The sequence below is a fragment of the Terriglobia bacterium genome (assembly GCA_020072565.1).
Classification (GTDB): domain Bacteria; phylum Acidobacteriota; class UBA6911; order UBA6911; family UBA6911; genus JAFNAG01.
Genome location: JAIQGI010000003.1, coordinates 183,019 through 197,332 on the forward strand (window position 1 = coordinate 183,019; position 14,314 = coordinate 197,332).

At 62.4% G+C, this 14,314-nt stretch carries 8 protein-coding genes and 1 pseudogene; 6 read left to right on the forward strand and 3 right to left on the reverse strand.

The features are described 5' to 3' along the window. Nucleotides 1–116 precede the first annotated feature (116 nt). The 3 genes from LAP85_02765 (at nucleotide 117) to LAP85_02775 (ending at nucleotide 4,253) form a co-directional block, all read left to right on the forward strand. Complete coding sequence (locus tag LAP85_02765; protein MBZ5495299.1) at nucleotides 117–1,418, forward strand: TldD/PmbA family protein; 1,302 nt, start codon at nucleotides 117–119, stop codon at nucleotides 1,416–1,418. Nucleotides 1,419–1,485: 67 nt separating this feature from the next. Further along, entirely contained in the window at nucleotides 1,486–2,010 is a 525-nt protein-coding gene (locus tag LAP85_02770; GenBank protein MBZ5495300.1) for a hypothetical protein, read from the forward strand. Nucleotides 2,011–2,117: 107 nt separating this feature from the next. After that, nucleotides 2,118–4,253, forward strand: coding sequence for a peptidylprolyl isomerase (locus LAP85_02775; GenBank protein MBZ5495301.1), 2,136 nt, complete (start codon nucleotides 2,118–2,120; stop codon nucleotides 4,251–4,253). Between the two features lie 106 nt (nucleotides 4,254–4,359). Here LAP85_02775 and LAP85_02780 read toward each other — a convergent pair. Continuing rightward, a pseudogene (locus LAP85_02780) lies at nucleotides 4,360–5,604 on the reverse strand (hypothetical protein). A gap of 1 nt (nucleotide 5,605) precedes the next feature. After that, entirely contained in the window at nucleotides 5,606–7,087 is a 1,482-nt protein-coding gene (locus LAP85_02785) for a magnesium chelatase (GenBank protein ID MBZ5495302.1), read from the reverse strand. A gap of 237 nt (nucleotides 7,088–7,324) precedes the next feature. Between LAP85_02785 and LAP85_02790 the strand changes: the two genes are divergently transcribed. From LAP85_02790 to LAP85_02800, 3 genes are all read left to right on the forward strand, one after another. Beyond that, nucleotides 7,325–10,576 (forward strand): PDZ domain-containing protein, encoded by a 3,252-nt coding sequence (locus LAP85_02790; protein MBZ5495303.1) that lies wholly within the window; start codon nucleotides 7,325–7,327, stop codon nucleotides 10,574–10,576. 102 nt (nucleotides 10,577–10,678) lie between these two features. Then, on the forward strand, nucleotides 10,679–11,899 hold the full coding sequence (locus LAP85_02795; protein MBZ5495304.1) for a hypothetical protein: 1,221 nt from the start codon (nucleotides 10,679–10,681) through the stop codon (nucleotides 11,897–11,899). Nucleotides 11,900–11,978: 79 nt separating this feature from the next. Continuing rightward, entirely contained in the window at nucleotides 11,979–12,368 is a 390-nt protein-coding gene (locus tag LAP85_02800) for an extradiol dioxygenase (protein MBZ5495305.1), read from the forward strand. A 21-nt stretch (nucleotides 12,369–12,389) separates the two neighbouring features. Here the strand turns inward: LAP85_02800 and LAP85_02805 are convergent, their stop codons facing one another. Beyond that, the gene (locus LAP85_02805) at nucleotides 12,390–14,189 is read right to left on the reverse strand and encodes a VWA domain-containing protein (protein MBZ5495306.1); all 1,800 of its coding nucleotides are present in this window, start codon (nucleotides 14,187–14,189) and stop codon (nucleotides 12,390–12,392) included. Nucleotides 14,190–14,314: the final 125 nt, after the last annotated feature.

The window sequence follows — 14,314 nt, forward strand, 5'->3', positions numbered from 1 at the left end:
AAGCAAGCTTGCACACTCCGACTGCCTCGTCAAAACTCCAATTGGAAGAGGATGTGGCCGTGATCCCAGGGGTTCAGGACCGTCGGGAACTGGCTCGACAAGTAGTCGAGGAGGCGATGCAGGCCGGCGCCGTCACTGCGGAAGTTCTCATTCATGAGGGCCGGGAATTTTCCACCGTGGTGCGTCTGGGAGCCGTCGAGAAGCTGGTTCAAGCCGGTTCCCGAAGGCTCGGCATGCGGATCTTCCAGGGAACACGCTGCGCGATTTCCTCCACGTCCGACTTCTCGGCAGCCAGTCTTCACCAGATGGTTTGCGACACCTGCGACATGGCTCGGGCCGCAGGCGAGGACCCGGCTGCAGGGATCCCAGAGCAGGATCTCTATGCGCGGGATGTCCCGCAACTGCACCTCTTCTTCCCGGCCGCCGACGGGCTTCCCGCCGACCAGAAGATCGCATGGGCTCGGACGTGCGAACAAGCAGCGCTCCAGTGCGATCCGCGCATCAACAACTCGGAAGGAGCAGGGTTCTCCGATTCGGTCGCAACTGTGACGTACGCCAATTCGGCCGGAGTGTGCGCAAGCTATGACAGGAGTGTATGTACCCTCTACGCTGCGCCCCTTGCTGAATCGGATGGGCAAAAACAGCGGGATTACTGGCTCACCACTCATCCCGACCTGAAGCGGCTGCAACCGCCGCAGGAGGTAGGAGCCGAGGCTGCCCGGCGCGTGTTGCGCCGCCTGGGCGCGCGCCGGGTGTCCACGTGCAGTGTCCCCGTCGTCTTCGATCCGCTCACGGCCGCCGCGCTTCTCAGGCACCTCGCGGACGCAGTCTCAGGAACCGCGCTGGTGCGCAAGACGTCCTTTCTTGCGGGCAAGCTCGGAGCACGAGTTGCCTCTCCGCTGGTGACCATCTGCGACGACGCGCTCCTGCCGGGCGGACTCGGATCGCGTCCCTTTGACGCTGAAGGTGTCCCCTCACAGACTACGTCGGTGGTCCGCGCCGGTGTGCTCGAAAGTTTCCTGCTGGATTCCTACACGGCGCGCAAGCTGGGCCTGCGCTCGACGGCCAATTCGAATCGTCCCCTGCACGGCGCGCCTGCGGCCGGTCCGTCCAATTTTTTCCTGGAAGCCGGTACGGCGACTCCCGACGAGATCATCGCCACGGTAAAGAACGGACTCTATGTGACGGACCTGATCGGATTCGGAGTGAATCTCGTGTCCGGAAACTTCAGCCAGGGAGCCGCCGGCATCTGGATCGACGGGGGCCGACTGGCTTTTCCGGTCGAGGAGATAACCGTCGCCGGCAACTTGAAAGACATGTTGACAAGCGTCGAAGCCGTCGGCAATGATCTTCTGGCCCTGGGTGAGATCTTCGCCCCGACCCTGCTGATCGGCAAGATGGTGGTTAGCGGAAGTTGACTTTGCGGTTTGGATCCCTTGGATCGAGCCTGTCCCGGCTCCGTACCCGCAAACAGGGAGGCGGAAAATGGCAGAGTTTACATCCGAATTCAAACGCGACCGGCGTCCGGTGACGCTCCTGATCACGATAGCAGTGGCCGCCGTGGCTCTGGCCGCGGTTTTTTTCATCGTGCGTTATCAGAAAAACAATCCCCCGCCCAAAGAGGCCGGTGTCCCCGTCGCCGTTCCCGGCATGGCACATCCGGGCGATCCGGATTTCGAAGCCTACAAGGACAGGGTCCATATCGAGAATGTCAAAGCCAGCATCGGCATCCCCATGGCGGGGCCGCGGTTTGCCCTGATCGACGGAATCATCGCCAACGAGGGCAGTCGCAAGCTCGAAGCGCTGGAAATGCGCGTCACTCTTTATGATGTCTACGACAAGCTATCGAAAGAAGTGATCCGCACACCGCTGCGTCCGGGCGTCGGCCTCGACAACCGCCCCATGGAACCCCTGGAAAAACGTACTTTCCATTTCGGGGTCGAGTCGGTCGAACAGTTATGGAACCCGAAGCGCGTTGAAATCCAGATCACCGGTCTCAAGTACAAGTAGGCGTGGTCTCGAACCTCCAAAACTCCAGGACGCGAAGACTCCCGAAAATCTTCTCTGAGTTCGGGCGTCTCAACATACGTCAATCGCACACCGGGAATGAATCGATCATGAAGAAGCCGATTACCCTGTTATTGATGACAGTCCTGTGCGGCACGGCCGTCGCTTGCGGACGCCGTCCGCTGCGGCCGGATCAGGCGGAGCGGAATCTGGTGTTCGCGGAAATCGTCAAGCGCGAAGACCATCGCAATCTTGGCAACGATGCGTTCTTCCCCGTCCACCTGCGGGATACGTCCGAACCTCAGGAGCAGCAATGGTGCGCTCTGGCATTGGGTCGCATCGGAGATCGCAGGGCGTTGCCCTGGCTCTATGAAGCGCTGCATTCCCGATATGCCGCGGTCCGCGCGGCGGCTGCCTTCGCCGTGGGCGAGGCCGAGGATCGCGACCTGCTTCGGAACGAGGGACGACCGGCCGATGAGCGCGCCGCCGGTGAACTCAGGGCGCTGCTGGATGACCCGGCGATGGCCGTCCGCATGCGCATCGTCGAGGCCCTCGGCAAAGCCGGGCGGGCCGGGGACGCGCTCGAAATCGTCAAACGCCTGGAGGGCCTCTCGTATGACGGATCACCGCCGCAACGTACGTACCTGAGCCTGGCAATCACGGCCCTGATGCGGTTAGCGAATACCGCCGCCCGGCCCGTGCTCGAACGACTCGCAGGCCTGGGCGACCCCGAAATCCAATGGCGCGTAGCCAATGCGCTCTACCGCATGCGCGACCCGGAGGCGCGCGCCGTTCTGCGGCGCCTGCTTCGGAGCTCCGACCCCGAAGTGCGGGCCCATGCTGCTCGTGCTTTGGGAACTTGCGGAGATCCAGCGCTGGCAGCCGTGCTGGAACCGCTGCTGCAACCGAGGCTTGAAGGAATCACCACGCCGTTGCCGGTGCGCGTGAGCGCGCTGCAGGCCCTGGTGAGCTTGAAAGCTCCCAGGTCCGCAGCTGCCATTGAGGAGGCTCTTCGGGCCGCGCCCATGGGAGAATCCGATCCCGATCAGATCGACCAGCTGAATTTCGCCGTGCAGGCCGCGGCCGCGTTGGGAAACATCGGTTCCGAAAACAGCGTCGGTGTGCTTCAACAATTGGCGCGCCGGCCCGGCCCGGTCGCGAACAACTCCGTGATCGCGCTGGCCAGACTGTTGCGCAAGGACCCGGAATGGTTCTTCAGCCTGGTTTCCGGAACCCGGTTCGACACCCCGGCAGGGGCGCGGGCGTGGGCGGGAGCGCTGGGTGAATTGGGCGGCCCGCGCGCGCAAAGCGAGCTGAAGCGGATGCTGGCGCAAGCAGCTGGAAGTCAGGCAGCAACCGCGGACATCCTGGCGATCCCCGCGGTTTTGCAGGCGCTGGCGCGCGCGCAAGCCCCGGACCTGCAGGAGATTCTCCCAACCTATCTCGCCTCGCAGGACAGCGTGGTCCTGCGCGCCGCGCTTGCTGCCTACTCGCCTCCTCCCGGAGCCCCCGCACCCTGGAGGCCAATTCTGCTGGCGTATTCCACAAACGGCGGCGGTATGGACCCGGAAACCAGGGCCGCGATCTTCGCCCGGCTGGAACCTTGGATCGGTGCTGCGGATGTTCGATCCTTCCTCCGGACGGCGCTCCAGGATCGTGCCCGCAATGTCCGCATCGCGGCGGCCCGTTTGTTGAAGCAGGCAGGTGTCACGGACGTCCCGGAAGATCCTGGACCGTCAGCCGTCACCGCAACAGATCAAACCTATATCCAGGCCGCGGCGGAACGCCAGGATCGCACTATGGCCGTCCTCGAGACGACGCGCGGCCGGATCGAGATCGAGCTGTTTCGTGAGGATGCCCCCCTGACCGTGGCCAATTTCGTCTCACTCGCGAAGAAAGGATTCTTCGACGGGCTCACTTTCATGCGCGTGGTTCCTAATTTCGTGATTCAGAGCGGTGACCCGCGCAACGACCAGGAAGGCGGCCCGGGCTACGCGATCCGGTGCGAGATCAACATGCACCCGTTCGAGCGCGGCTCTGTCGGGATGGCGCTGGCCGGGAAGGATACGGGGGGGAGCCAGTTCTTCATCACACTGTCGCCGCAGCCCCACCTCGACGGCGGCTACACCTGTTTCGGCCGCGTCATCAGCGGCATGCCGGCTGCGGAGCACATGGTCGCCGGCGATCTTATCCTCAAGGTCCGCATCCGGGAAGAGATCACCATGCTCGACTACCGCAGGTACTGAGAAGATTCGCCGCAGCGCACCCGGCGGCCGCAGCCAAAACGGGAGCCACGAAACCTGTCTCGTGTGTCCCGTGTTGCTGACCTTCAAATCCCTCTGCGTCGAGGTTTTAGTGCACCCGCTGCATTCTTTTTCGCATGTAGTCCATGAGGATGTACTGGCCGAGCGAGCTGGGCGTCGTGAAATAGGCCTTGCCGTGGCACATCTCCGTGATGCGCTGGACGAATGACACCAGATCATGGTCTCGCGCCAGCATGAAAGTGTTGATGAGGATGTTGGACTTGCGGCATTGGCCCACCTCCTGGAAGGTCAGGTCCAGAACGTAAGGATCAAGCCCGAAGGAATTGCGATAGATCGATCCGTCCGTCTCGGTGACCGCCGAAGGCTTGCCGTCGGTGATCATGATAATCTGGCGCATGTCCTTGCGCTCGCACGCCAGAATGCGCCGGGCGAGGCGCAGGCCCTCGCGAGTGTTGGTGTAGAACGGTCCGACCTAGACGCGCGCCAGCCGCGCAAGCGGAATTTCCTCCGCGGAATCGTGAAACAGCACCACGTGCAGGGAATCACCCGGGTATTGCGTGCGGATCAGATGCGCCAGCGCCAGGGAAACCTTCTTGGCCGGCGTGAAGCGATCCTCGCCGTACAGAATCATGCTGTGGCTGCAGTCGAGCATCAGGACCGTGGCACAGGACGATTGATATTCACACTGATGGACCTCGAGGTCGGGATAGTCCAGGTCCAGAGGCAGCGCCAATCCCCGGCGCCGGATCGAATTCAGAATGGTCGCGCTCGCATCCAGGTTCATGGTGTCGCCGAATTCGTAGCGCCTGCTGACTCCGGTCGACTCGATGCCGGTGTCCAGATCGCGCGTGTCATGGCGGCCGAAACTGGAGCGACCCAAGGATCCGAGAAGGTTCCTGAGCGCTTTGTAGCCCAGGAAGTCGAGGGCCTTATCGGTCAGTTCGAAACGCGCGCGTACCGACTCCTGGGCGCGCGCTCCTTTTCCGGTCACGGGTTTGTTGCTGCGCCGCACTTTGATGTAACCTTCGTCTGAGAGTCGTTGGATCAGGTACTCGACGAGACGCGCAACCTCGGAGTCACCGGGTTTCCCGCCCTCGGCCTGAGCCTCAGCCTTCTGCCGCATCTCTTCCGGGATCAGCGAATGCTGCAGCAACGCCTGGAGGATGGCATTGTGCAGTGACTGCAGATCGCGGTCGAAGTCCCGGAATTCATCGAGGATGCGGCTGTTGAACCCGGACTGCAGCAGATAGTCCGAGAGCTTGTTCAGCAATTCCTCCAGGCTGAGCGAGTCCCAGTTCTCGCCGGCGTATTTCGCATAAGTGACGGCTTTCACGCTAGTTCCATTTCTTGCGATTGTCGCCGGCGTTCTCAAGAAACCCCTCGCGCTGCCCTTCGAGCGCTTTGAAGATCCGGTTCTCGCTGCGGCTGATCTTCTTGCGGGCGTGCAATCCCTCCAGAATGAACTCGGCCGCGGCACTCCGTTGGTCTGAGGAGTGGCGTCCGGCGCCCAGAAGCTGGTCCGCTTTCTCCAGCAGGCCCTGTATGCCGCGAAACTGCTCAAAGCATTCCGCGCTCGGCATGTCGTCCGGCAGCTCGAGCGAACCCCCCAACTCGAACCAGTCGACGATGTGCTGGAAATCGTCCCCGTCGGCGTATCGGGCGAACACTTCGCCGATCGCAGCCCGTATCAGCTCGCGCGCAATCGTGTCGGCGCCGCGCAGTTCACCCTCGTATTCGAGCTCGAGCTTTCCGGTCAAGGCCGGAATGGCCGCGTAAATGTCACCGATGCGCGGAACCACGCACTTCTCGTGGTGGAGAAAGGCGCGCCGCTCTGCATTCGACACGGTATTTTCAAGGCAGGTGATCGGAAGACGCTGGCTCACGCCGCTGCGTTTGTCGATGTGCGGGCTCTTGCGCGCCCCGAAGGCGATCTCTTCGACCACTTCCGCTACAAACACCGGAATCGTGCACGGGATGCGCGGATCGCGCGCCAGCCAGGCCTCCTGATGGGTGATCGCCATCCCTTCTGCCAGCGAAACCGGGTAGTGCGTGCGGATCTCGGACCCGATGCGGTCCTTCAGCGGGGTGATGATCTTGCCGCGCGCCGTGTAATCCTCGGGATTGGCGGAAAAGACCATGACCAGATCCAGAGGCAGGCGCAGCGGGTAGCCTTTGATCTGAACATCACCTTCCTGAAGGATGTTGAGCAGCCCCACCTGGATCTTGCCTGCAAGGTCCGGCAGCTCGTTGAGTGCAAAAATGCCGCGATTGGCGCGCGGCACGAGCCCATAGTGGATGGTCATTTCGTCCGACAGGTCCAACCCACCCTTGGCCGCGCGGATGGGATCAATGTCTCCGATCATGTCGGCGATCGTGACATCGGGCGTCGCCAGCTTTTCGACATAGCGCTGGTTGCGGTGAAGGAATCGAATCGGCAGCCGGTCGCCCACTGTCTCGAGGCGCTCGCGGCACGAGCGGCAGATGGGCGCATAGGGCGAGTCGTGGATCTCACAGCCCGCAATTTCTGGAATCCAATCATCCAGCAGCGCCGTCAAGGATCGCAGGATCCTGCTCTTAGCCTGCCCGCGCAGCCCGAGGAGGATCATGTTGTGCCTGCTGAGAATGGCGTTGACGATCTGCGGTGTCACCGTGTCGTCGTAGCCGATGATCCCCGGGAACAGCCTCTCTTTTTTCCGGAGCAGCGCCAGCAGGTTGGCGCGCATTTCCGCCTTGACGCTGCGCCCGTGCGCATGGATTTCGTGGAAGGGACTGCTCTTCAGCCCCGCAAGGTCTTGCGGAAAGTCTTCTTTCATCATCCCACCTATCCCGAATAAACGTAGCGCGAACAGAGGGGGTAGTCAAATCAGCGACCGGCATTCCAGCGGCCGACTCCGCGGCCGGAACAGGTGAGCGTCCGGGGTTTCACGGTGAGGATGGAGATCGCATTTGACCAGGTGTCCTGACTTGACGATAATCTGCGTGCGAAGTCGATGCCGATCTCTGACCGCATCTGAATCACGAATCGCGTTCACCAGTCAGACAAAGGAGTCGTTATGAGACGCACCGCTCTCATGATCGTCGCAAGCGTTCTGTTCGTTACCACGGTCGCGTTCGCCGGCGTGCCGGGCCGTTTCATGCATTACCCCGACATCAACGGCGACACCGTCGTCTTCAGCTACGAAGGCGACCTGTTTTCGGTGAGCACGGCCGGAGGACCCGCGCGCCGGCTGACGAATTATCCGGGGACGGAGGATGCGGCCAAGCTCTCGCGCGACGGCAAGTGGATCGCGTTCACAGGCAGCTACGACGGTGCGTCGGCTATCTATGTGATTCCGGTCGACGGCGGCGCGCCGAGCCGCGTGACCTGGAACGGGGTAGGCGTCCAGGCGGTCGGGTGGTCGCCGGACGGGAAAAAGATCATTTACCGTGCCGGCCAGGAAGCGAACTATCGCACCATCGTCAGGCTCTATGCCGTCTCTCCCGAAGGTGAGCTGCCTGAGCCGCTCCCGGTCGAACGGGGCATCCTCTGTTCGTTCTCGCCCGACGGCAGCAAAATGGTGTACAACCGGCGCGGCAACGAGGAGTACTACTGGAAGCGCTACAAGGGCGGGCAGTATACCGACGTCTGGATGTACGACTTCAGCAGTAAAAAGTTCACCCCGCTCACCGACTACGTCGGCAAGAACGCCTACCCGATGTGGGTCGGCAACCGCATGTACTTCGCGTCCGACCGCGGGCCGAACGGCATCGCCAACCTGTACACCTACGACTTCGCCGGCAGGAAAGTCGACCAGGTCACCAAGTACGCCGATTTCGACGTGCAGATGCCGTCGACCGACGGCAAGCGCATCGTGTACATGCAGGCGGGCTACCTGCACGTGCTCGATGCGGCCACCAACGCCGACCGGAAGATCGCAGTGGATATCCCGAGCGACCGCTGGCAGCTGCGCGAGCGCACCGTGAACCCGCGCGACTTCATCCAGACCATGGCCGTGTCGAACGACGGTAAGACCGCCGTGTTCGAAGCCCGCGGCGACATCTACGTCGTGCCCACAGACGATTCGCAGCCGCCCAGGAACCTGACCGGCACGCCGGCGACGCGCGAGCGGTTCCCGCAGATCTCCCCCGACGGCAAGCGCGTCGCGTTCTATTCGGACAAGACCGGCGACTACCAGATGTACCTGACGGACATCTCCGGAGACCGGCCGTGGGAGCCGCTGACCACGACGCTCGACCGCGCCGTGTACCACCTCGAATGGTCCCCCGACGGCAGCAAAATCCTATACGGCGACAAGGACTTCTCGATCTTCTACCTCGATGTCGCGACCAAGAAGATCGTGAAGGTCGCCTCCTCCAACCAGCTCAAGAACGACGAGTTCTTCTGGGAGGTGAGCGACTACTCCTGGTCCCCCGACAGCCGTTGGATCACGTACTCGTTCGTGCAGTTCAACCGCAACAACAAGGTTTTCCTGTACAGCCTCGAACAGGGCAAGAGCTTCGCCGTCACGGACGGCTTCTACGATTCGCTCAACCCGTCGTTTGACGCCAACGGGGACTATCTCTACTTCCTCTCGTACCGTAACTTCACAACCCAGCTCGACATTTTAGAGGACAACCACGTCATTCCGAGCCCCGTCCAGGTGATGGCCGTGCAGCTCAAGGCGGGTCAGAAGCCGCCGTTCGACAAAAGCGCGGCGCCCGGGAAGGATGAGCTGTTCCGCATCGACCTTACCGGCATCGAAAAGCGCGTGTTCCCGCTGCCGATCCCGTCCGGAAACTACTTCTACCTGAAAGCCGGCAAGGGGATGGTGACGTTCGCCGCGCTGCCGGGCAACTGGGGCGAGACGGAAATGGAGGAGATCTTCAAGCCATCGGGCGCGGACCAGTGGTCGCTGCACGTCTTCAACATGTCTTCGCAGCGGGACGTGGCGATGGATGCGACCGTCAGCGACTGGCGGCTCTCGGCCAACCGCCTCCACGCCATCATCCAGAAGGGTGGCCAGTTCACCCTGAGCCCGGTGGACAGGCTTGCGGCAAACACGAAATCGCTCGGAACCCAGGTCGCGCTTGACCGCCTCAGCTACCGCTACAAGCCGATGGATGAGTGGCTGCAGATTTTCGACGACACCTGGCGCTGGTACCGCGACTTTTTCTACGACGCCGGCATGCACGGCCGCGACTGGAAAAAGATGGGCGAAACCTACCGGGGTTGGGTGGCCGACCTCTCGAGCCGCACCGATTTGAACTGGCTCCTGTCGCAGATGGTGGGCGAATTGTGCGTGTCCCACACCTACATCTCGGGCGGCGACTTCAGCCCGCAGGCGCAGGCGCCGGCCAACCCGGTCTACACCGGCCTGCTGGGCGCGGACTTCGCGCCAGATGCCAGCGGTTATTACAGGTTCGCGAAAATCCTCGGACCGACGAACTACAACCGGGATCTCACGGCGCCGCTCGTCAGGCCCGACATCGATCTCAAGGAAGGCGAGTACCTGCTCGCCATCGACGGGCAGGCCGTGAAGGCGCCCGACAACCCCCACCGGCACCTGCAGGTGACGCGCGGCCAGAAGGTGTCGATCACAGTCGGCAGCAGCCCGGCAGGCACCCCCACGAGGGTCTTCGAGGTCGAGCCGATCCGCTCGGAGTCGGCGTTGCGCTACAACCGCTGGCTTGCCGACAACATCGACAAGGTGCTGGCGGCGTCGAACGGCGAACTCGGCTACATGCACATCCAGGCGATGAGCACCGACAACATCGGCCAGTTCGACAAGTTCTGGCGCGCCTTTCGCTACCAGAAGGGGCTGATCATCGACGTGCGCGGCAACGGCGGAGGCTGGACCGAGTATTTCCTCATCGACAAGCTCGAGCGCCAGATGGTGGCGTACAACAACCTGCGCGGCATGGAGCCGTTCCGCTACCCCGGTTCCGTTACCACCGGGCCGATTGCGGTCGTCACCAACGAATACGACGGGTCTGACGGCGAGGCGTTCCTGGAGCACTTCCGGGCGCGCAAGCTGGGGACGGTGATCGGCGTGCCGACGTGGGGCGGTCTGGTCGGCATCGTGAACCGGCAGAGGACGATCGACAACGGCGCGGTGGAGCAGTCGAACAACGCCTTTTACGGGCGCGAAGGCAAGTGGTGGATCGAAAACCACGGCTTCGATCCCGACATCCTGCTCGACAACGATCCCGCGTCGGCCACGGCCGGCAAGGACTTGCAGCTCGACAAAGCCATCGAGGTCCTGATGCAGCAGATCAAGGAGAAGCCCTTCACCTTCACGCCGAAGCCGCCGTATCCGAAAAAGTGACGGCGCCGGCTGAACAGCGCATCCATGGGAACCCGCGCCGTCGACGGCGCGGGTTTCGCGGCGCCGTTCGCAGCGTCCGTTCCCCTTCACAGAGGCCTTGCCATGAAGAAACTCCTGATTGCCCTCCTGCTGCTTGTGCCGCAGATCCGCGTCCCGGCCGCTCCCGCGCCGGACATCGAAATCGTCGAGAGCATCCCCGTGGGCACCACGCTGGACAATCCCGAAATCCGCAACACCCAGGAGGTGTGGCTCGAGATGATCGGGCGCGCGCGCAAGACGCTCGACCTGGAACAGTACTACATCTCCGACGAGTCAGGGAAACGGCTCGAGGCGGTGCTCGCCGCCATCGATGCCGCCGCGGGCCGCGGCGTGAAAGTGCGGGTCCTGGTCGACGCGCGCATGTACAGAACCTACCCGGCGAGCGTCGACAAACTCGCGCAGCGCCCGAACATTGAAGTGCGCCGCATCGATTTCGGCCCCATTGCCGGGGGCATACAACACGCCAAATACTTCATCGTCGACGGCCGGGAGGTCTTCGTCGGCAGCCAGAATTTCGACTGGCGGGCTTTGGAGCACATCCACGAACTCGGCCTCCGCATCAGCGACAGCCAGATCGCGGCCGCCTACGGCGATGTTTTTGACCTCGACTGGCGGCTCGCGTCGTTGGCACCCGAAGCGATCAAGACTTTCTCGGTCCCCCGGAAAACCTACCGGATACCCATCCGCGTCGCCGGCGCCGAGGGGCAGGTCGCATTCCTGTGCCCCACCTTCAGCCCGCTCGGTTTCATTCCCGACCCCGCACTGTGGGATGAGCGTGCCATAGTCGAACTGGTCGATGGTTCCCAACGATCGCTTTCGCTGCAGTTTCTGTCCTATTCCCCTGCCGATCGACAGGGCGACAGGTATGCCGAGATCGATGATGCACTGCGGCGGGCCGCGAAACGCGGGGTGAAGGTTCGGATGATCGTCTCGGATTGGGAGAAAGGGTCCTCCGCCGTGGCCGCGCTCAAGGACCTGGCCGAAGTGCCTAACATCGAAGTCGCCTTCACCGCCATCCCGGAATGGTCCGGCGGTTACATCCCGTTCGCCCGAGTGGAGCACTGCAAATACATTGTCGCCGACGGCGCGAAATTCTGGCTCGGGACGAGCAATTGCGAAAAGAGCTATTTTTACGGCTCCCGGAACCTGGGGATTGTGTGCACGAGCCCGAATCTCGCGGGTGCGCTCTCAAACATTTTCCTCAAGAGCTGGAACAGCCCGTACAAGGAGTTGATTACAAAATCGGGAGAATACCCACCTCGCGAGCATGGGGAAAAGAAGTAGCTGCCAATTGCATGCTGACGCACCTTTTTCGGACCGGAATCGCAGCGAGCGCCATTTAGCGGGCGCAGGGGGCTATACCATGATCATCGGAGTACACTCGATCATTTACAGCACGAATCCCGATGCCGACCGTGCTTTCCTGCGCGACACGCTCCGGCTGGTGAACATTGATGCGGGCGGCGGCTGGCTGATCTTCGGATTGCCGCCCGCAGAAGTCGCCGTGCATCCGTCCAGCAAAAACGACGTGCACGAGTTCTATCTGATGTGCGACGACGTCGGCGTGCTCGTCGCAGAGATGAAAAAGTGTGGCATCGCCTGCAGCCCGGTGCAGGACCGGGGCTGGGGATCGCTCACCATGGTGACGCTTCCGGGCGGCGGAAAGCTCGGCATCTATGAGCCCAGGCACGCGCGGCCCAAGGCGATGAGCTTGAGGAGGCCTGCGAAAAAGCCCGCTCAAGAGAATCGCTGATTCCTTCCAACCATCAGCAGGTCAGCGCTTGTTATTCGCGGGCGCGCGATAGCCGGTTCGCGCCCGGACCTTGACTCCGGGGCAGTCGACCTCAACGCGGAGGCGGTGGAAAGCCCCGTCCTTTTTTGAATCGGAGGGGTAGTAGCAGAGCGTGAACTGGTGGCGCAGCTGTTCGGCGATGCGGGCGAAGACCTCACCCGGGTCGGCCCCGGGTTGCGCGACATAGAGTTCGCCGCCGCTGCCGTCGCACAGGCTGAGGAGGTATTTGTCGGCGCGCCGGTAGCGCTCGCTGTTGTTGCGAATGTCTTCGGGAAGCACGACCCAGGAGGAGACTCCCGGGAAGGGTTTCAGACCGCTTTCCTTGCTGGTGTCATACTGGATTCCGTATACGAGCACGTTGGACTCTTCTGCGGCCGCCAGCGTGCCGACCGAGCCGGCGATCCGGCTGCGCGTGTCCACACCGTCGGTAAACAGCAGGATCGCCTTCCGCCCCCGGATCGCGTCCAGTCGATCCGCGAGAACCAGGTCGACGGCATCGAAGAGCCGCGTCCCTTCGTCAGGCCGCAACAGTGAAATGGCGGCGCGCAGCTGGAGCCGGTCGGCAGTCGGTTCGGAGTGCACATAGATCCGGTTGTCGAACGAGACAACCATGAGCCTGTCATCCGGGCGTATGGCGCCGGCGAAGGCCAGGGCCGCCTTTTGAATCTCGGTGGCCTTGAGGCGCATGCTCGTGGAGGTATCGAGCATCAGGGCGACATCAAAGGGTTCCGCCTCGGGGATGATGCGGTCGATCTTTTGTTCGACGCCGTCTTCGAACACGTGAAAGTCGGAATAATTCAGATCCGAGACATACTTCCCGTCCTGGTCCATCACCATCACCGGCACCGTGACCAGGGTGACATCGACCCGAAACGCCTGGCTTTCGCCCGCCGGTTTCTCCGCTAGAGTCGGGGAGGCCGGCGGCAGGACGGGATCCGTTTTCAATTCGGGAGCCGCCGCGCGGCCCACCGATGGAGTCCCTGCGATGCGCAAAGTCTGGGCGGAAGCGGCACAGAGCGGGAAATGGCTGGGGGGCCTCTTTTCCTTGTTGTGAAATTGCGCCGCCACAGCCTCCGGTGACGCGGGAGCTATTTCCACGCCCCTGGGCATGCGGGTGCGTTTCCAGGTGACCGATCCCTCCCACAGCCTTGCGTTCATCAGGGAGGCGCTCCGGACGGCTTCTGGATTGAAGGCCGCTGCCGGAACGACGATAGCGAAAACGGTCTGCAGAAACTCCGCCTTGTTGTCTCCCCGGGGCGCGAAAACCAGCGAGTTCGGAGCTGAAAGCGTCCCGATCATCATGGGGAGATAGGTCCCTTCCGCAAGAAACACCAGATCCGCCTTGCCGGGCGAGTCGACGATCACGTACTCCTTCCGCTTGAGGAATTCCTTCTCGATCCTTTGCTTGATGTCCGGGTCCGGCGCCACCCGGTCCAGTTCGGCACGGCCCGGCACCGGCCTCGTTGCCGCAACGCCTGCGCCCGCGGCCGGCAGCGGCAGAATGTTCGTGAGCGAACCGTTTTCGTCAAAAAACGTGAAAACCGCCTCATTCTCGGATGGATACACAACCCGGGCGTTGCCGTTTGATTTCCAGGTTTTGCCGTCCAGGAAGCTTACCGCCTCCGTGGTGGGACACATGGTAAACAGGTGCGAGTCCCGCGCCGCCAGGACATACACCGCTTGGCCCCGCTGTGGCTGGATAGTCTGGGAATAAAGGAGTGGAAGCGCCGCCAGGACGATGAGAACGAACCGCATCGTAACGACCTGAAATCGCCCACGCATGAAAACCTCCCACCCAGCTGCAATCATACAGGCCTTCGGTGTCGGAATCGGCGGCGCATCGGATCAAAGTTCGGTCAGGCTTTCCCCAGAGAGGCGATCAACGGGAGTGCCAGCAGGGCGACCAG